The 18,785-nt window shown below is 57.4% G+C and carries 13 protein-coding genes; 10 read left to right on the top strand and 3 right to left on the bottom strand.

Annotation, left to right across the window (positions count from 1 at the left end; all coding sequences use genetic code 11):
- The first annotated feature begins 17 nt into the window (after window positions 1-17).
- Window positions 18-260 (top strand): sulfurtransferase TusA, encoded by a 243-nt coding sequence (tusA, locus tag L383_RS06975; protein ID WP_014885560.1) that lies wholly within the window; start codon window positions 18-20, stop codon window positions 258-260.
- A gap of 100 nt (window positions 261-360) precedes the next feature.
- Here tusA and yhgN read toward each other — a convergent pair whose 3' ends face one another.
- Window positions 361-954, bottom strand: coding sequence for an NAAT family transporter YhgN (gene yhgN / locus L383_RS06980; RefSeq protein WP_003861574.1), 594 nt, complete (start codon window positions 952-954; stop codon window positions 361-363).
- A 177-nt stretch (window positions 955-1,131) separates the two neighbouring features.
- Here yhgN and asd point away from each other — a divergent pair, with 177 nt between their 5' ends.
- The 6 genes from asd to glgP all read left to right on the top strand — a co-directional run bounded on the left by asd (window position 1,132) and on the right by glgP (window position 11,834).
- The gene (gene asd / locus L383_RS06985; protein WP_023331502.1) at window positions 1,132-2,235 is read left to right on the top strand and encodes an aspartate-semialdehyde dehydrogenase; all 1,104 of its coding nucleotides are present in this window, start codon (window positions 1,132-1,134) and stop codon (window positions 2,233-2,235) included.
- A 230-nt stretch (window positions 2,236-2,465) separates the two neighbouring features.
- Window positions 2,466-4,652, top strand: a complete 2,187-nt coding sequence (gene glgB / locus L383_RS06990; protein WP_032629564.1) for a 1,4-alpha-glucan branching enzyme — start codon at window positions 2,466-2,468, stop codon at window positions 4,650-4,652.
- The gene (glgX, locus tag L383_RS06995) at window positions 4,649-6,622 is read left to right on the top strand and encodes a glycogen debranching protein GlgX (RefSeq protein WP_023331500.1); all 1,974 of its coding nucleotides are present in this window, start codon (window positions 4,649-4,651) and stop codon (window positions 6,620-6,622) included. The genes glgB and glgX overlap by 4 nt, the downstream gene beginning before the upstream one ends.
- A 17-nt stretch (window positions 6,623-6,639) precedes the next feature.
- Window positions 6,640-7,935 carry a glucose-1-phosphate adenylyltransferase gene (gene glgC / locus L383_RS07000; RefSeq protein ID WP_014885556.1) on the top strand — a complete coding sequence of 432 codons (1,296 nt, stop codon included), beginning with the start codon at window positions 6,640-6,642 and terminating at the stop codon, window positions 7,933-7,935.
- Window positions 7,935-9,368, top strand: a complete 1,434-nt coding sequence (gene glgA / locus L383_RS07005; protein ID WP_023331499.1) for a glycogen synthase GlgA — start codon at window positions 7,935-7,937, stop codon at window positions 9,366-9,368. The genes glgC and glgA overlap by 1 nt, the downstream gene beginning before the upstream one ends.
- 18 nt (window positions 9,369-9,386) lie before the next feature.
- Window positions 9,387-11,834 (top strand): glycogen phosphorylase, encoded by a 2,448-nt coding sequence (gene glgP, locus L383_RS07010; protein WP_023331498.1) that lies wholly within the window; start codon window positions 9,387-9,389, stop codon window positions 11,832-11,834.
- An 87-nt stretch (window positions 11,835-11,921) separates the two neighbouring features.
- Here glgP and glpD read toward each other — a convergent pair whose 3' ends face one another.
- Complete coding sequence (glpD, locus tag L383_RS07015; RefSeq protein ID WP_014885553.1) at window positions 11,922-13,430, bottom strand: glycerol-3-phosphate dehydrogenase; 1,509 nt, start codon at window positions 13,428-13,430, stop codon at window positions 11,922-11,924.
- Window positions 13,431-13,716: 286 nt separating this feature from the next.
- Here glpD and glpE point away from each other — a divergent pair, with 286 nt between their 5' ends.
- Genes glpE through L383_RS07030 form a run of 3 tightly spaced genes read left to right on the top strand, consistent with a single transcriptional unit; the run spans window position 13,717 to window position 15,702 of the window.
- Window positions 13,717-14,049: a thiosulfate sulfurtransferase GlpE gene (glpE, locus tag L383_RS07020; protein WP_014885552.1), complete on the top strand. Its 333-nt coding sequence runs from the start codon at window positions 13,717-13,719 to the stop codon at window positions 14,047-14,049.
- Between the two features lie 47 nt (window positions 14,050-14,096).
- On the top strand, window positions 14,097-14,927 hold the full coding sequence (gene glpG, locus L383_RS07025) for a rhomboid family intramembrane serine protease GlpG (RefSeq protein WP_014885551.1): 831 nt from the start codon (window positions 14,097-14,099) through the stop codon (window positions 14,925-14,927).
- A gap of 16 nt (window positions 14,928-14,943) precedes the next feature.
- Window positions 14,944-15,702, top strand: a complete 759-nt coding sequence (locus tag L383_RS07030) for a DeoR/GlpR family transcriptional regulator (RefSeq protein WP_014885550.1) — start codon at window positions 14,944-14,946, stop codon at window positions 15,700-15,702.
- Window positions 15,703-15,784: 82 nt separating this feature from the next.
- Here L383_RS07030 and malT read toward each other — a convergent pair whose 3' ends face one another.
- Window positions 15,785-18,490: an HTH-type transcriptional regulator MalT gene (malT, locus tag L383_RS07035; RefSeq protein ID WP_014885549.1), complete on the bottom strand. Its 2,706-nt coding sequence runs from the start codon at window positions 18,488-18,490 to the stop codon at window positions 15,785-15,787.
- Between the last annotated feature and the right edge of the window lie 295 nt (window positions 18,491-18,785).

Below are 18,785 nucleotides of genomic sequence, written 5' to 3'. Positions count from 1 at the left end.
ACCAGACCGAGAAGACCATGACCGACCTGTTTTCCAGCCCAGACCATACCCTTGATGCTCAGGGCCTTCGCTGCCCGGAGCCGGTAATGATGGTACGCAAGACCGTGCGTAACATGCAGCCCGGTGAAACGCTGCTGATTATTGCCGACGACCCGGCCACGACCCGCGATATTCCCGGGTTTTGTACCTTTATGGAGCATGAGCTTGTGGCGCAGCAGACAGAAGCGCTGCCGTACCGGTATTTGATTCGTAAGGGGTAGGTGGTCCGCCGCTGCGGTCTGATGCCCTCACCCCGGCCCTCTCCCACGGGGAGAGGGGCAAACACTAAAAATGGCCACTGCGTGGCCATTTTGCTTTTACCTAGCCTTTCATCCACGCGCGGATCCCGTCCAGGAACATCTGCGTCGCCATCATCACCAGAATCAGCCCCATCAGGCGCTCCAGCGCGTTAACCCCTTTCTCCCCCAGCAGGCGCAAGAACAGCGACGATTGCAGCAGGATGATAAATGTCCCGCCCCAGGCGATAAGCAGGGCAATCACCAGGTGGCTCATTTGATTCGGATACTGATGCGACAGCAGCATCAGGGTGGCCAGAATGGTCGGCCCGGCGACGAGGGGAATCGCCAGCGGTACGATAAACGGCTCTTCGCCCGCGGGCAGGCCGCTGCTGCTCCCTTCGGCGCTCGGGAAAATCATCTTAATGGCAATCAGGAACAGAATAATCCCGCCGGAAATGGAGACCGTTTCTGCGCGCAGGTTCAGGAAGGCGAGGATCTTTTCTCCCGCAAACAGGAAGATAAACATCACCAGCAGGGCGATGAGCAGCTCGCGAATCATGATCGCCCGGCGGCGCTTCGGCTCAGTGTGCTTCAGCACCGACATGAAGATAGGCAGGTTGCCCAGTGGATCCATTATCAGGATCAATAAAACCGCTGCGGAAATGATTTCACTCATGTAAATTATCCCTGAACATCTCTATGGTTATTATGATAATTAGCTGTATTTCTGATTGCCGGGCAATCATCGATTAATTTCGCTTGCGACTTTGGCAGCATTTTGTAATGTGAAGCATATCCCAGTTCAATACTGGCTTGCACAATCAGCACACACCCTCAGCAGGAAAAAAATGCTATGAAAAACGTTGGTTTCATCGGCTGGCGCGGTATGGTCGGCTCTGTACTCATGCAACGCATGGTTGAAGAGCGCGATTTCGACGCTATCCGCCCGGTCTTCTTCTCCACTTCCCAGCTCGGCCAGGCTGCACCGTCCTTTGGTGGTACCACAGGCACGTTGCAGGATGCTTACGATCTGGAAGCGCTGAAGGCACTTGATATTATTGTGACCTGCCAGGGCGGCGATTATACCAACGAAATCTATCCAAAGCTGCGTGAAAGCGGCTGGCAGGGCTACTGGATTGACGCGGCCTCTTCGCTGCGCATGAAAGACGATGCCATCATTATTCTCGACCCGGTTAACCAGGGCGTGATCACCGATGGCCTGAACAACGGTGTGAAAACCTTTGTCGGTGGTAACTGCACCGTCAGCCTGATGCTGATGTCCCTTGGCGGCCTGTTTGCGCAAGATCTGGTTGAATGGGTTTCCGTGGCGACCTACCAGGCCGCGTCCGGCGGCGGCGCGCGTCATATGCGCGAGCTGCTGACCCAGATGGGCCAGCTGCACCACAGTGTCGCAACCGAGCTGGCAAACCCGGCATCCGCGATCCTCGATATCGAGCGTAAAGTCACCGATCTGACCCGCAGCGGCGCGCTGCCGGTGGATAACTTTGGCGTACCGCTGGCCGGTGGCCTGATCCCGTGGATCGACAAACAGCTGGATAACGGCCAGACTCGCGAAGAGTGGAAAGGTCAGGCTGAGACCAACAAAATCCTCAATACCGCGAACACCATTCCGGTTGACGGTCTGTGCGTGCGTATCGGCGCACTGCGCTGCCACAGCCAGGCCTTCACCATTAAACTGAAAAAAGATGTGTCTATTCCGACCGTGGAAGAGCTGCTGGCCGCGCACAACCCGTGGGCGAAAGTGGTACCAAACGATCGCGATATCACCATGCGTGAGCTGACCCCGGCTGCCGTCACCGGCACGCTGACCACGCCGGTTGGCCGTCTGCGTAAGCTGAACATGGGGCCGGAGTACCTCTCCGCGTTCACCGTCGGTGACCAGCTCCTGTGGGGCGCCGCCGAACCGCTGCGCCGCATGCTACGCCAGCTGGCGTAATAATTTGTTAATGACCGGGGGTGATTTTCACCCCCTTTTTTTGCGTACTACATGGAGTAACACGCGTATGTCTTATTTTTTATCAGGAGTCATGTAGAGCGTTGGCTATGCTTTAAGGAAGAGTCATTTCTTACCTGAGGTTAGGACGGGACTGAGTGGATGCCCGTCAGGTCACATTAAAGTCGTCCCAGGCGCTAAAAAAGGACGACATAAAAAACAGGATGAATACCATGTCCGATCGTGTGGATAGAGACGTGATTAATGCGCTTATTGAGGGTCATTTTGCCGACCCCTTTTCCGTGCTGGGGATGCACCGTACAGAGGCCGGGCTGGAAGTTCGGGCGTTGTTACCGGATGCGACCGAAGTGTGGGTCATTGAGCCCAAAACCGGCCGCAAGGTGGCCAATCTTGAATGCCTCGACTCGCGTGGCTTCTTCTCGGGCATCATGCCCCGTCGTAAAAACCCCTTTCGTTATCAACTCGCCGTTATCTGGCACGGCCAGCAAAACCTGATTGATGATCCTTACAGCTTCGGTCCGCTCTTAAAAGAGATGGACGCCTGGCTGCTGTCTGAAGGTACGCATCTGCGCCCTTATGAAACGCTGGGTGCTCATGCGGATACCATGGACGGCATCACCGGCACGCGTTTTGCGGTGTGGGCGCCTAACGCCCAGCGCGTCTCCGTTGTCGGGCAGTTCAACTACTGGGACGGTCGTCGCCATCCGATGCGTCTGCGCCGGGAGACGGGCATCTGGGAGCTGTTTATCCCGGGGGCGCATAACGGCCAGCTCTACAAATTCGAAATGATCGATGCTCACGGCAAGCTGCGCATTAAAGCCGACCCGTATGCCTTCGAGGCGCAGATGCGTCCGGACACGGCGTCGCTGATTTGCGGCCTGCCGGAGAAGGTGGTCCAGACGGAAGAGCGTAAACAGGCCAACCGCTTTGATGCGCCGATCTCCGTCTATGAAGTGCATCTCGGCTCCTGGCGCCGCCACACCGATAACAACTTCTGGCTGAGCTACCGGGAACTCGCCGACCAGCTGGTGCCGTACGCTAAATGGATGGGCTTTACCCACCTCGAACTGCTGCCGGTTAACGAGCACCCGTTCGACGGCAGCTGGGGCTACCAGCCAACCGGGCTGTATGCCCCAACACGCCGCTTCGGCACGCGCGATGACTTCCGCTATTTCATTAATGCCGCGCACGCCGCCGGGCTGAACGTGATTCTCGACTGGGTGCCTGGTCATTTCCCTTCTGATGACTTTGCGCTGGCAGAGTTTGACGGCACAAAACTGTACGAGCACAGCGACCCGCGCGAAGGCTATCACCAGGACTGGCACACGCTGATCTACAACTATGGTCGCCGTGAAGTCGCGAACTATCTGGTCGGTAATGCCCTGTACTGGATTGAGCGCTTCGGCATTGATGCCCTGCGCGTGGATGCGGTGGCGTCAATGATCTACCGCGACTATAGCCGCAAAGAGGGCGAGTGGATCCCGAACGAGTATGGCGGCCGCGAAAACCTGGAAGCGATTGAATTCCTGCGCAGCACTAACCGTATTATCGGTGAGCAGGTCGAGGGTGCGGTTACCATGGCGGAGGAGTCGACGGACTTTGCAGGCGTCTCCCGACCGCCGTCATCAGGCGGCCTGGGGTTCTGGTATAAGTGGAACCTGGGGTGGATGCACGACACGCTCGACTACATGAAGCTCGACCCGGTGTACCGTCAGTACCATCACGACAAGCTCACCTTCGGCTTGCTCTATAACTACACCGAAAACTTCATGCTGCCGCTGTCGCACGATGAAGTGGTGCACGGCAAAAAATCCATTCTCGACCGTATGCCGGGCGATGCGTGGCAGAAGTTTGCCAACCTGCGCGCCTACTACGGCTGGATGTTTGCCTTCCCGGGTAAAAAACTGCTGTTTATGGGCAATGAATTTGCCCAGGGGCGCGAGTGGAACCACGACTCCAGTCTCGACTGGCATTTGCTGGAAGGCGGCGATAACTGGCACCACGGCGTGCAGCGTCTGGTGCGTGACCTGAACCTGACCTATCGCCATCACAAAGCCCTCCACGAGCTGGATTTCGACCCCTACGGCTTCGAGTGGCTGGTAGTGGACGACCATGAGCGTTCGGTATTTGTCTTTGTGCGTCGTGATAAAGCCGGCAACGAAATCATCGTCGCCAGTAACTTTACGCCGGTACCGCGCGAACACTACCGCTTTGGCATTAACCAGCCGGGGAAATGGCGCGAAATTCTGAATACCGATTCCATGCACTACCACGGCAGCAACGCCGGTAACGGCGGGCTGGTGCAGAGCGACGCCATCGAAAGCCACGGGCGGCCAAACTCCCTGAGCCTGACGCTGCCGCCGCTTGGCACTATCTGGCTGATGCGGGAGGGTGAATGACGCAGCTTACGGCAGGTCATCCCGAACCGCTCGGCGCGCGTTTTGACGGTAAGGGCGTGAACTTCACGCTCTTTTCCGCTCACGCGGAGCGGGTGGAACTTTGTGTGTTTGACGGGGAAGGTAACGAGCACCGTTACGATTTACCGTCTCGCACAGGGGATATCTGGCACGGGTACCTGTCCGGTGGGCGTCCGGGGATGCATTACGGTTTTCGCGTACACGGTCCGTGGCAACCGGCTCAGGGGCACTGGTTTAACCCGGCGAAGCTGTTGATTGACCCGTGCGCGCACCGCGTCGATGGCGAGTTTAAAGACGACCCGCTGTTTCACGTCGGCTACGGTGAGCCCGACCACCGCGACAGCGCGCCGGTCGTGCCCAAAAGCGTGGTGGTGAACGACCTCTACGACTGGGAAGACGATGCTCCGCCGCGCACGCCGTGGGGCAACACCGTGATTTATGAAGCGCATGTCAAAGGGCTGACCTGGCTGCACCCGTCGATCCCCAACGCGATGCGCGGCACCTATCAGGCACTCGGCCATCCGACGATGATTGCCTATCTGAAACACCTCGGTATCACCGCGCTGGAACTGCTCCCCGTCGCCCATTTCGCCAATGAACCCCGTCTACAGCGGCTGGGGCTGAGCAACTACTGGGGCTACAACCCGCTGGCGATGTTCGCCCTAGAACCCCGCTACGCCGCCTATCCGGAGACGGCGCGGGACGAGTTTCGTGATGCGGTGAAGGCGCTGCACGCGGCGGGCATTGAGGTCATTCTGGACGTGGTGCTGAACCACAGCGCTGAAAGCGATCTCGACGGCCCGACGCTCTCCATGCGCGGAATTGATAACCGTAGCTATTATTGGATCAGAGAGGATGGCGATTACGAGAACTGGACCGGCTGCGGTAACACCCTCAACCTCAGCCATCCGGCGGTTACGCATTTTGCTTATGAATGCCTGAAATACTGGGTTGAGACGTTCCACGTCGACGGTTTTCGTTTCGACCTGGCGCCCGTTATGGGACGCACGCCGGCATTCAGCCAGCAGGCTCCTCTGTTTGAGGCCATCAAAAATTGCCCGGTGCTCTCGCAGGTGAAACTGATCGCCGAGCCGTGGGACATCGGTGAGGGTGGCTATCAGGTGGGGAATTTCCCGTCGCTGTTTGCCGAGTGGAACGACCATTATCGCGATGCCATGCGCCGCTTCTGGCTGGCGCGCGATCTGTCACTGGGGGAGTTCGCCGGGCGCTTTGCCGCCTCCAGCGATCTCTTCAGGCGCGACGGCAAACGGCCGTCGGCCACCATTAATCTGGTGACGGCGCACGACGGTTTTACGCTGCGCGACTGCGTTTGTTTCAATCAGAAACACAATGAAGCGAACGGCGAAGAGAATCGCGATGGCACTAACAATAACCATAGCTTTAATCATGGTATAGAAGGATTAGGCGGGAGCCTGGACGTGATTGAGCGGCGTCGCGCCAGCGTTCATGCGCTGCTGACGACGCTTTTGTTATCGCAGGGCACGCCGATGCTGCTGGCGGGCGATGAGCACGGTCACAGTCAGCACGGCAACAATAACGCCTATTGCCAGGACAATACCCTGACCTGGCTCGACTGGGGTGAGGCGAACAGTGGACTGACCCATTTCACCGCAGCGCTGATCCACCTTCGCCAGCAGATCCCCGCGCTCACCGCCGATCGCTGGTGGGAAGAGGGCGACGGCAACGTTCGCTGGCTGAATAAAGACGCGCAACCGTTGAGTGCGCAAGAGTGGCAACACGGCATCACCTGTCTGCAAATCCTGCTGTCGGATAAGTGGCTGGTGACGCTGAACGCGACGGATGACGTCGCAGAGATTGTTTTACCTGACGGGGAATGGCGCGCTGTTCCCCCCTTTGCCGGAGCGGATAATCCGGTAGTAATGGCTGTCTGGCACGGGCCTGCGCACGGAGTGTGCGTATTCCAAAGATGATAAAAAAGGAGTTAGTCATGGTTAGATTAGAGAAGAACGATCCCTTAATGTTGGCACGCCAGCTACCATTAAAAACGGTTGCCCTGATACTTGCGGGCGGGCGTGGTACCCGTCTGAAAGATTTGACCATCAAGCGCGCCAAGCCGGCCGTTCACTTTGGTGGTAAGTTCCGCATCATCGACTTTGCGCTCTCCAACTGCCTGAACTCAGGCATTCGCCGTATTGGCGTCATTACGCAATATCAGTCGCACACGCTGGTTCAGCATATTCAGCGCGGCTGGTCATTCTTCAGTGAAGAGATGAACGAGTTTGTCGATCTCCTTCCTGCTCAGCAACGTGTTCACGGCGAGAACTGGTATCGCGGGACGGCGGATGCGGTGACGCAGAACCTCGACATCATTCGTCGCTATCACGCGGAATACATTGTGATCCTCGCCGGGGATCACATCTACAAGCAAGATTACTCCCACATGCTCATCGACCACGTCGAAAAAGGGGCGCGCTGCACCGTGGCGTGTCTGCCGGTGCCCGTTGCCGAGGCGACGGCGTTTGGCGTGATGCACGTGGACGCCGACGATAAAATCATCGACTTCGTCGAAAAACCGGCGAACCCGCCAACCATGCCGGGCGATGACACCAAATCCCTCGCCAGCATGGGGATCTATGTCTTTGATGCAGATTATCTTTATGAGCTGCTGGAAGACGACGACAAAGACGAAAACTCCAGCCACGACTTCGGTAAAGACATCATCCCTAAAATCACCAAAGCTGGCATGGCGTATGCACATCCTTTCCCACTGTCCTGCGTGCAGTCAGACCCGAATGCCGAGCCTTACTGGCGCGATGTGGGCACGCTGGAAGCGTACTGGAAAGCGAACCTCGATCTGGCCTCAGTCACGCCTGAGCTGGATATGTACGACCAGAACTGGCCGATTCGTACCCACATGGAATCCTTGCCGCCGGCCAAATTCGTGCAGGACCGCTCCGGCAGCCACGGTATGACGCTGAACTCGCTGGTCTCTGGCGGGTGCATTATCTCCGGTTCGGTGGTGGTGCAGTCCGTGCTGTTCCCGCGCGTGCGGATAAATTCATTCTGTAATATCGATTCGGCGGTCTTATTGCCGGATGTCTGGGTAGGGCGTTCGTGTCGTCTGCGTCGTTGCGTGATCGACCGCGCCTGCGTCATCCCTGAGGGGATGGTCATCGGTGAAAACGCGGAAGAAGACGCGCGTCGTTTCTACCGTTCGGAAGAGGGGATCGTGTTAGTCACACGGGAAATGTTGCGGAAGCTGCAGATCAAACAGGAGCGATGATGCAGGTTTTACACGTATGTTCTGAGATGTTCCCGTTGTTAAAAACGGGCGGTCTGGCGGATGTTCTTGGTGCATTACCGGCGGCACAAATCGCCGGAGGCGTGGATACCCGAGTCCTGCTGCCTGCCTTCCCGGATATCCGGCGCGGCATTCCTGATGCAAAGGTTGTGACCCGCCGTGAGACGTTTGCCGGACGCATCACCCTGCTGTTTGGACATTACAATGGCGTAGGGATTTACCTGATCGACGCGCCACACTTATACGACCGACCGGGCAGCCCGTATCACGATACGAACCTGTTCGCCTATACCGACAACGTGCTGCGCTTTGCGCTGCTCGGCTGGGTCGGTGCAGAAATGGCGACGGGGCTGGATCCGTTCTGGCGTCCGGATGTGGTGCACGCGCACGACTGGCATGCCGGGCTGGCTCCGGCGTATCTCGCCGCGCGCGGTCACCCGGCAAAATCGGTCTTTACGGTGCATAACCTCGCCTATCAGGGGATGTACTACGCGCATCATATGAATGACATCGATCTGCCATGGTCGTTCTATAACATGCACGGGCTGGAGTTTAAGGGGCAGATTTCGTTCCTGAAGGCGGGGCTGTACTACGCCGATCACATCACGGCGGTCAGCCCAACCTATGCGCGAGAAATCACCCAGCCGGAGTTTGGCTACGGCATGGAAGGGCTACTGCAACAGCGCCATCGGGAAGGCCGCCTGTCGGGCATTCTGAACGGCGTGGATGAACAGATCTGGAGTCCGGAAACCGATCTCTTGCTGGCGGCACGCTATGGTCGCGATTCCGTGGAAGACAAAGCGGAAAACAAACGCCAGCTGCAGATTGCAATGGGGCTGAAGGTCAACGACAAAGTGCCGCTCTTCGCGGTGGTGAGCCGCCTGACCAGCCAGAAAGGGCTGGACCTGGTGCTGGAGGCGCTGCCCGGCTTGCTCGAGCAGGGCGGACAGCTGGCGCTGCTCGGCGCAGGTGACCCGGTGCTGCAGGAAGGTTTCCTCGCGGCGGCAGCGGAACACCCGGGGCAGGTGGGCGTGCAGATTGGTTACCACGAGGCATTTTCGCACCGCATTATGGGCGGCGCAGACGTCATTCTGGTGCCAAGCCGCTTCGAGCCCTGCGGCCTGACGCAGCTCTATGGCCTGAAATACGGCACCCTGCCGCTGGTACGCCGCACGGGCGGGCTGGCGGATACGGTGTCCGATAGCTCACTGGAAAACCTGGCGGACGGTATCGCCAGCGGGTTTGTTTTTGAAGACAGTAATGCCTGGTCGCTGCTTCGGGCGATTCGGCGTGCTTTCGTCTTGTGGTCCCGTCCGTCGCTGTGGCGTTACGTACAACGTCAGGCGATGTCCATGGACTTTAGCTGGCACGTTGCGGCGCAGTCGTACCGCGATCTTTATCAACGCTTGATGTAACGAGGCGAAGTTACTGATATGAATGCTCCATTTAGCTACTCTTCACCCACGCTCAGCGTTGAGGCGTTAAAGCACTCCATCGCCTATAAGCTGATGTTCACCATCGGGAAAGATCCGGTCATCGCCAACAAACATGAGTGGCTGAACGCCACTCTGTTTGCGGTGCGCGACCGTTTAGTTGAACGCTGGCTGCGATCAAACCGCGCCCAGCTCTCGCAGGAAACGCGTCAGGTTTACTACCTGTCGATGGAATTTTTGATTGGCCGCACGCTCTCCAACGCGCTGCTGTCGCTCGGCATTTACGACGACGTTAAAACCGCCCTCGAAGAGATGGGGCTGGATTTAGAAGAGCTGATTGACGAAGAGAACGACCCGGGCCTCGGCAACGGCGGCCTGGGGCGTCTTGCCGCCTGCTTCCTCGACTCGCTGGCGACCCTGGCGCTGCCGGGACGCGGGTACGGCATTCGCTACGACTACGGCATGTTCAAGCAGAACATCGTCGACGGGCGTCAGAAAGAGTCGCCGGACTACTGGCTGGAGTATGGCAACCCGTGGGAGTTCAAGCGGCACAATACCCGCTACAAGGTGCGCTTTGGCGGGCGTATTCAGCAGGAAGGTAAAAAATCCCGCTGGGTGGAGACCGAAGAGATCCTGGCCGTGGCCTACGACCAGATCATCCCCGGGTATGACACCGATGCCACCAACACGCTGCGCCTGTGGAGCGCCCAGGCCAGTAGCGAGATTAACCTCGGTAAATTCAATCAGGGTGACTATTTCGCCGCGGTGGAAGATAAAAACCACTCTGAAAACGTGTCCCGCGTGCTCTATCCCGATGACTCAACCTACTCCGGCCGCGAGCTGCGCCTGCGCCAGGAGTATTTCCTCGTCTCGGCGACGATTCAGGATATCCTCAGCCGCCATCACCAGCTGCACAAAACCTACGCCAATCTGGCGGAGAAAACCGCGATTCACCTCAACGACACGCACCCGGTGCTCTCTATTCCAGAGCTGATGCGCTTGCTTATCGACGAGCATAAGTTCAGCTGGGATGAGGCATTCGAAGTGACCTGCCAGGTGTTCTCGTACACCAACCACACGCTGATGAGCGAAGCGCTGGAAACCTGGCCGGTGGATATGCTCGGCAAAATCCTGCCGCGCCATCTGCAGATTATCTTCGAGATTAACGACTACTTCCTCAAGACGCTGCAGGAGCAGTACCCGAACGATACCGGCCTGCTGAGCCGGGCGTCGATCATTGATGAATCCAACGGTCGTCGCGTACGCATGGCCTGGCTGGCGGTAGTGATCAGCCACAAGGTAAACGGCGTGTCTGAGCTCCACTCAAACCTGATGGTGCAGTCGCTGTTTGCGGATTTCGCGAAGATCTTCCCGGCGCGTTTCTGCAACGTGACCAACGGCGTCACGCCGCGTCGCTGGCTGGCGCTGGCGAACCAGCCGCTTTCTGACGTGCTGGATCAGAACATTGGCCGCACCTGGCGCACCGACCTGAGCCAGCTGAGCGAGCTGGAACAGCACATTGATTTCCCGACGGTGAACAAAGCCGTGCGCGAAGCCAAGCTGCTGAACAAAAAGCGTTTGTCGGTTTACCTTGCGCTGCATCTGAACGTGGTCGCCAACCCGAAAGCGTTGTTTGACGTGCAGATCAAACGTATTCACGAGTACAAGCGTCAGCTGATGAACGTGCTGCATGTGATTACCCACTACAACCGGATTAAGGCCGACCCGACGGCCGAGTGGGTGCCGCGCGTGAAAATCTTCGCCGGTAAAGCCGCTTCCGCCTATTACATGGCGAAGCACATTATCCATCTCATCAACGATGTGGCGAAGGTCGTCAACCTGGATCCGGATATTGGCGACAAGCTGAAGGTGGTGTTCATCCCGAACTACAGCGTAAGCCTGGCGCAGCTGATCATCCCGGCGGCGGATCTCTCTGAGCAGATTTCGACGGCGGGTACGGAAGCCTCCGGGACCAGTAACATGAAGTTTGCCCTCAACGGTGCGCTGACCATTGGCACCCTGGACGGGGCGAACGTTGAGATGCTGGAGCACGTAGGGGCTGAGAACATCTTTATCTTCGGGAACACCACGGAAGAAGTGGAGGCGCTGCGCAGAAAAGGCTACTCGCCGCGTGAGTTCTATGAAAAAGATGAAGAGTTACGTCAGGTACTGACGCAGATCGCAACCGGTGTGTTCAGCCCGGACGAGCCGGGCCGCTATCGCGATCTGGTGGATTCGCTTATTAACTTTGGCGATCACTACCAGGTGCTGGCGGATTATCGCAGCTACGTGGACTGTCAGGATAAGGTGGACGAACTGTACCGTCAGCAGGAGAAGTGGACCAGTGCTGCGATGCATAACATCGCCAATATGGGGTATTTCTCGTCCGACAGGACCATCAAGGAGTATGCCGAGACGATCTGGCATATTGATCCGGTGAGGCTGTAAAAACAAAGCCCGGTGGCGCTGCGCTTACCGGGCCTACGGGATCGAGTAGGCCGGGTAAGGCGGAGCCGCCACCCGGCTTTTTTTCAATTACGACGCTAACGACAGCTCACGCTTTCCCGCATGCTGCTGCAGCCACTGCGCCACACGCGACTGCTGTTCGGCATTCAGCCACATCCCTTCTTTGGTACGGCGCCAGATGGCGTCGTCCAGGCGGCGAACCCACTCGTGCTCGACCAGGTAACGCAGCTCGGCTTCGTACAGCTCGTGACCGAAATGCTCGCCCAGATCCGCAATGTCCTTCGCATCACCGAGGAACAGCTCGGTATTGCTGCCGTAGGTGCGGGCGTAGTGGCGCGCCATGCCTTCGGTAATGAACGGGAAGCGACGGCGCAGCTTAGCGGCATAATCGTCGCGGTTGTCGCCGATATCACCGCCGGGCAATACCGCGCCTTTGGTCCATGCCGGGCCAATGCCCTTATAGTACGGGGCCAGTTTTTCCAGCGCGTGCTCCGCCAGCTTGCGGTAGGTGGTGAGCTTGCCGCCAAACACCGACAGCAGCGGCGCCTGGCCGTCTACGTCGTGAATATCGAGCGTATAGTCGCGGGTGATGGCCTGCGGTGAGTCAGACTCGTCATCGCACAGCGGACGCACGCCGGAGTAAGTCCAAACTACGTCATCGCGGGACAGCTGTTTCTTAAAGTGTGCGTTATACACTTTAAGGAGGTAGTTCACTTCGCTCTCGTCGATCTCAACGTTTTTCGGATCGCCTTTGTACTCCACGTCGGTGGTGCCGATGATCGAGAATTCGTCCATCCACGGGATCACAAACACGATGCGCTTATCTTCGTTCTGCAGAATGTACGCTTGTTTTTGCGTGTGTACGCGCGGCACCACAATATGGCTGCCCTTGATCAGGCGGATGCCGTACGGCGAAGGCAGATGCATGCCGTCGTCGAAGAACTGCTTCACCCACGGACCGGTGGCGTTCACCAGACCGCGCGCTTTCCAGCTGAATTTCTCGCCGGTATCAATGTCTTCTGCTTCGACGATCCACAGGCCGTTTTCACGACGCGCGGCGGTAGCGCGGGTACGGGTTTTCACCTCGCCACCTTTCTTCTCCACCATCTGCGCATTCGCCAGCACCAGACGTGCATCGTCCACCCAGCAGTCGGAATATTCGAAACCGCGCACGATTTCAGGCTTCAGGACCGATTCTGAGCCAAAACGCAAACCGTTCGAACCCGGCAGGCTGGTGCGTTTACCCAGATGATCGTACATAAACAGACCAATTCGGATCATCCACGCCGGACGCAGGTGCGGGCGATGGGGCAGACGGAAACGCATCGGGATCGCCAGATGCGGCGCCATTTTTAGCAGCACTTCACGTTCGGCCAGCGCTTCACTGACCAGGCGGAATTCGTAGTGTTCCAGGTAGCGCAGGCCACCGTGGATCAGCTTGGAGCTGGCGGACGACGTCGCGCAGGCGAGATCGTTAGCTTCCAGCATCAGCACGGATAAACCGCGTCCTGCGGCATCGACCGCAATACCGGCACCGTTGATGCCACCGCCTATCACAATCAGATCTTTGGTTTCCATAACACCCTCATGCACTTTCGTTAAAGCTCAAAAATGTTCGATATCGCTCATAATAGCAAAGGAACGCGCTTTTGGTAACATCAAAAAAACAATTTAGAGTGATATGGATAACATAATGGCGTTTACCCGCCGCCAGGACGTACACTACGGGGTAAAATAGTGCGGTCTGATGCCCTCACCCCAGCCCTCTCCCAAGGGGAGAGGGGGATCCGTTTCCCTCTCCCTCCGGGAGAGGGTAGGGTGAGGGGAAAAACCGCACCACACCCGAATATAAGATGAGAACACCATGGATCAGTTTGAATGTATTAACGTAGAAGAAGCCCATCAGAAGATGCACCAGGGAACGGCGGTGCTGGTGGATATCCGCGATCCGCAGAGTTTTGCGATGGGCCATACGCCGGGCGCGTTCCATCTCACCAATGACACGCTGGGCGCGTTTATGCGCGATAACGACTTCGATACGCCGGTGATGGTGATGTGTTACCACGGCAACAGCAGCAAAGGCGCGGCGCAGTATCTGCTTCAGCAGGGCTACGACGCGGTGTACAGCGTCGACGGCGGCTTCGATGCCTGGCATCGTCATTTCCCGGCAGAAGTGGAATACGCCTTTGAGCGCTAATCCCGCTATACTGTTCCCTTTTGTGTGGAAATAAGCGACCGCTGCCCATGTTGATGATCACCTCTTTTACCAATCCGCGCGTCGCCCAGGCGTTTGTCGACTATATGGCAACGCAGGGCGTTATTCTGACCATTCAGCAACATACGCAGACCGATGTCTGGCTGGCCGATGAGAGCCAGGCCGGGCGGGTAAACGAGGAGCTGGCGCGTTTTCTTGAGAATCCTGGCGACCCGCGCTATCTGGCGGCAAGCTGGCAATCCGGCCAGACGGGCAGCGGATTGCATTACAGTCGTTTCCCTTTTCTTGCCACTATTCGTGAGCGCGCAGGGCCGTTTACGCTGCTGCTGATGGCCGCCTGTATTATCGTCTTCATTATCATGAACGTGGTGGGCGACCAGAGCGTGATGATCGCCCTGGCGTGGCCGTATGACCCCTCTCTGGAGTTTGACGTCTGGCGCTACTTCACCCATGCGCTGATGCACTTCTCAGTGATGCATATTCTCTTCAACCTGCTGTGGTGGTGGTATCTCGGCGGGATTGTCGAGAAGCGACTCGGCAGCGGTAAGCTGATCGTGATCACCGTGATTAGCGCCCTGTTGAGCGGCTACGTGCAGCATAAATTCAGCGGCCCGTGGTTCGGTGGGCTGTCGGGCGTCGTCTACGCCCTGATGGGCTATGTCTGGCTTCGCGGAGAGCGCGACCCGGAAAGCGGCATCTATTTACAACGCGGATTAATAGCCTTTGCGTTAATATGGCTAATTGCCGGATGGTTTGATCTGTTTGGTATGTCTATCGCCAATGGTGCGCACGTCACTGGCCTGGCGGTCGGGCTGGCAATGGCGCTTGCCGACACGCTCCATGCGCGAAAACGAACATAATTCTCAGGGATAATTGATGAAACAAACACAACGTCATGACGCCATTATCGAACTGGTCAAAAAACAGGGATACGTCAGCACCGAAGAGCTGGTCGAGCAGTTTGCCGTCAGCCCGCAAACGATCCGTCGTGACCTGAACGATCTGGCCGATCAGAACCGTATTTTGCGCCACCACGGCGGGGCGGCGCTGCCGTCCAGCTCGGTCAACACCTCCTGGCATGACCGTAAAGCCACGCAGACGGCGGAAAAAGAACGCATAGCCCGTAAAGTGGCGAGCCAAATCCCAAACGGGGCGACGCTGTTTATTGACATCGGCACCACGCCGGAAGCGGTTGCTCACGCGCTGCTGGATCACGAGAACCTGCGCGTGGTTACTAACAACCTGAACGTCGCCAACACTCTGATGCAGAAAGACGATTTCCGGATCATCCTCGCCGGTGGTGAACTGCGCAGCCGCGACGGGGGCATTATCGGTGAAGCGACGCTCGACTTTATCTCTCAGTTCCGCCTCGACTTCGGCATTCTGGGGATCAGCGGTATCGACAGCGACGGCTCGCTGCTGGAGTTTGATTACCACGAGGTGCGCACCAAGCGCGCGATTATTGAAAATTCACGCCACGTGATGCTGGTGGTGGATCATTCGAAGTTTGGCCGTAACGCGATGGTGAACATGGGCAGCATCAGCATTGTGGATGCGGTCTACACCGACGCGATGCCGCCAGCGGGCGTGATGCAGGTGATTAAAGATAATAATTTGCAGTTAGAATTGTGCTAGGAATTGTGTCGGGTGGCGCTGCGCTTACCCGACCTACGAAACCCCGTAGGCCCGTGCAAGCGTAGCGCCGCCGGGCAAGGAATCACACTCCGTACCCCATCATCTTCAAGAGCTGCTGCGCATGCTGTACCGCATCCTGACGATGCGCCACACCCAGCTTCTGATACAGATTACGAATGTGCGTTTTGATGGTGGTCGCCGCCACCGCCAGCTCACCGGCAATCTGCTCGTTGCTGTAGCCGGAATAGATCAGCCCCAGCACCTGCCATTCCCGCTGGGTGAGCGGGCTGGTGCGAATAAGCTCCGGCACTTCCGGATGGTTTAGCAGACGTTCAACGAAGTTCTCATCAAAATGCGCAAATTTGTGGCGATGATGCTGGTTAATCTCGCGCAGAATACGCTGAGCACGATGCTGATCCAGCTCCGGCAGGGTATTCAGCTGAATCAGCTGGCGCAGCTGTTGCGCCATCACTTCACCTTCAATCACAAAGTGGCTGATAAACCCGGTACGGTTCGCCAGCTGCAGCGCTTCCAGCAGCACGCGCTGGGCGTCATTTTTGCGTCCCGCCTGCCAGTAAAGCTGGTTAAGCAGCAGCAGGTTGCGGTTCAGATCGCTCATCAGGCGCAGGCTACGGGCGTTTTCGTTTAACTCTTCCAGTACGATCTCGGCAGGCTCGAAGTCACCCAGCAGGATCTGCACGCGGGCGATGTTGCGCCACTGGCTTTGCAGGAAGTGGTTATTGGCAAACTCTGGTTTTGGCGTATGACGCAGCCAGTTGGCGGCGGATTTTTTATCCCCCGTCATCTGCCAGTAAATCACCCGGACCTTATCGGCGTTTGACACCCAGTCGCTGTGGTACTGGCCGTTGCCGAGCAGGTTTTCCAGACGGTTAAGGTGATTGCGGGCGTTATCAAGATCGCCGCGCGCCAGCGAGCACTGCACCAGCAGCGCCAGGCACTGCAACTGCTGCTGCGGCTGGAAGCCAGAGAGCACGTTCACACCCTGACGGGCGCAGCTTTCTGCTTCATCGAGGCGCGACCATGCCCACAGCAGCTGAGCGCGAATGCGCAACAGGAACTCGTGCATCGGCAGCTGTTCCAGATGCTGTTCACGAATCAGCTGGAACGCTTTTTCCTGATTTTCCCAGGCAGCCTGCAGGAACCCCTGAGCGAATAAAATTTCACTTTGCTGAATCAGACTCCACAGGGCGTAGTGCCACACATCATGGCGGCGCGCCATCTGCTCGGTTTGCTGCATCAGGGAAAGGGAACGCGTCAGCTCGCCCTTGCAGTGCAGTACTTCCCCGTGTACCGAGGTCGCCACGATGCGGCTGTAGAAATTAGCCAGCGGCAGTTCATCCAGCGCGACCATCGCCAGCCGTTCCGCTTCATCCGGGTCGCCGTCGTTAATTGCGACCTGCGCCCGCAGGGCGTTAAATTCGCCGTGCAGGGTAGTATCCATTTCACTTTCCATCTCCTGCTCGGCACGCGCCAGCAGGGTATTGACCTCACTGTAGCGGTGCTGGCTTTGCATCAGCCAGGCCTGCAGCAGAACCAGACGCGGGTTCTCCAGCAGGCTCTCCCACGGCAGGGCTTTCAGCGACTCTTCCAGCAGCGTCAGTTCGCTGTGGTTAAACAGCCCCCACGCGTGGTTGAGCAGAATATCGCGCAGCATACTGGCGTCACCGGCAGCCAGCGCGTGGTGAATGGCCTCGCTCGGGAAGCCTTGCGCCATCCAGCTTTCAGCGGCGGCGCGATGGATTTCCGGCAGTTCTGTGGCAAGCTCCCACTGACAGCGCTGGCGCAGGAAGCTACCAAACAAGGGATGGTAGCTGAACCACTCGCCGGGATCGTCCATGCGTGTCAGGAACAGGCCCTGACGTTCAATCTCTTCCAGCTGTAACTGGCCGTTTTCACAGCCGGTAACGCGCACGATCAGCGCGTCGTTCATCGAACGCAGCAGGGAGCTTTTCAGCAGGAAATGACGGGTTGAAGGATCAACGCTGTCCAGCACCTCGTCCACCAGATAATCAGAGAGATGGCTGGCGTTGATACCGGCCAGACGCCGTGCCGACTGGTGTGTCGGGCTGTTGTTTTGCCGCGCAGAGAGGGCAATCAGCTGCAACGCCGTGGCCCAGCCCGCGACGTCATCGCACAGGCGGCTGCTTTCAGCGGCCTCAATCGGCGAGGTCAGACGACAGTCGAAGAACTGTTTCGCTTCCTGATGGGTAAAGGCCAACTGCTGGCTGCCAATCTCCAGCAGCTGATCGCGCACGCGCAGGTTGGCAATGCCCAGCTGCGGCAGGTTGCGCGACAGCACCACCAGGGTCAGGTTTTCCGGTTGATGGCGCAGGAAGAAACGCATCGACTCGTGGATAACCGGATTTGAAATCAGATGATAATCATCAATTACCACATAAAGCGGGCGATGCCATTCAGCCAGTTCAATGAACAGCTGAGAGAAAAGGGAGGACAGGCTGGCGTACTGGCGCTTTTGCACCATCACCTCACTGGCGACGCAGTGTCCATTCGTGGCCTGTTGAATGGCAGCAATCAGATAGCTGGCAAAACGCTCTTGCTGGTTATCGCCCTCATCAAGGGAGTACCAGCCAAGATCGCTCTTACCTGCGGCCCATTGCGAAATGAGCGTTGTTTTTCCATAACCTGCAGGGCTCGTAACCAGCGCCAGTCGGAAATTATGCGCGCCGGAAAGTTTAGCCAGCAGACGCTCGCGGACCACTGTATGGTCGAGACGAACCGGGCGACTTAATTTAGACGGAATCAACATAGGTTTCACTTCACTGTGGGGAACGAGAGATTTTATTTTTTTGCGCTTCGTAATTAATAGCTATAAGGTCGGACAGATAGAGAACTATTGCAAGTTATGTCTGGATTTGGTGGCTCTGAATTTGCACTCTGTCACAAAACATTCAGGCAGATGATGGAACTTTCCTGAAAGGGCTGTGACGCCGCGCCAGTGCTGGCTTGTATGGTTCTCTTGCGGTTATGCTGAAACTGGTTTCTGAAAGGGATAGTGACGCCAAATTTAATAAAGTCCGGGTAAAGTTCAGTGAGCTTAATAA

Source organism: Enterobacter sp. MGH 37 (assembly GCF_000534515.1).
Lineage (GTDB): Bacteria > Pseudomonadota > Gammaproteobacteria > Enterobacterales > Enterobacteriaceae > Enterobacter > Enterobacter kobei.
The sequence above is the reverse complement of the archived record's forward strand: the minus strand, read 5'-3'. Positions and strand labels throughout refer to the sequence as shown.

Excerpts from the sequence above, each read along its gene's own strand:
- tusA (WP_014885560.1), top strand. The coding sequence starts at position 18 with ATGACCGACCTGTTTTCCAGCCCAGACCATACCCTTGATGCTCAGGGC.
- yhgN (WP_003861574.1), bottom strand. The coding sequence starts at position 954 with ATGAGTGAAATCATTTCCGCAGCGGTTTTATTGATCCTGATAATGGAT.
- asd (WP_023331502.1), top strand. The coding sequence starts at position 1,132 with ATGAAAAACGTTGGTTTCATCGGCTGGCGCGGTATGGTCGGCTCTGTA.
- glgB (WP_032629564.1), top strand. The coding sequence starts at position 2,466 with ATGTCCGATCGTGTGGATAGAGACGTGATTAATGCGCTTATTGAGGGT.
- glgX (WP_023331500.1), top strand. The coding sequence starts at position 4,649 with ATGACGCAGCTTACGGCAGGTCATCCCGAACCGCTCGGCGCGCGTTTT.
- glgC (WP_014885556.1), top strand. The coding sequence starts at position 6,640 with ATGGTTAGATTAGAGAAGAACGATCCCTTAATGTTGGCACGCCAGCTA.
- glgA (WP_023331499.1), top strand. The coding sequence starts at position 7,935 with ATGCAGGTTTTACACGTATGTTCTGAGATGTTCCCGTTGTTAAAAACG.
- glgP (WP_023331498.1), top strand. The coding sequence starts at position 9,387 with ATGAATGCTCCATTTAGCTACTCTTCACCCACGCTCAGCGTTGAGGCG.
- glpD (WP_014885553.1), bottom strand. The coding sequence starts at position 13,430 with ATGGAAACCAAAGATCTGATTGTGATAGGCGGTGGCATCAACGGTGCC.
- glpE (WP_014885552.1), top strand. The coding sequence starts at position 13,717 with ATGGATCAGTTTGAATGTATTAACGTAGAAGAAGCCCATCAGAAGATG.
- glpG (WP_014885551.1), top strand. The coding sequence starts at position 14,097 with ATGTTGATGATCACCTCTTTTACCAATCCGCGCGTCGCCCAGGCGTTT.
- L383_RS07030 (WP_014885550.1), top strand. The coding sequence starts at position 14,944 with ATGAAACAAACACAACGTCATGACGCCATTATCGAACTGGTCAAAAAA.
- malT (WP_014885549.1), bottom strand. The coding sequence starts at position 18,490 with ATGTTGATTCCGTCTAAATTAAGTCGCCCGGTTCGTCTCGACCATACA.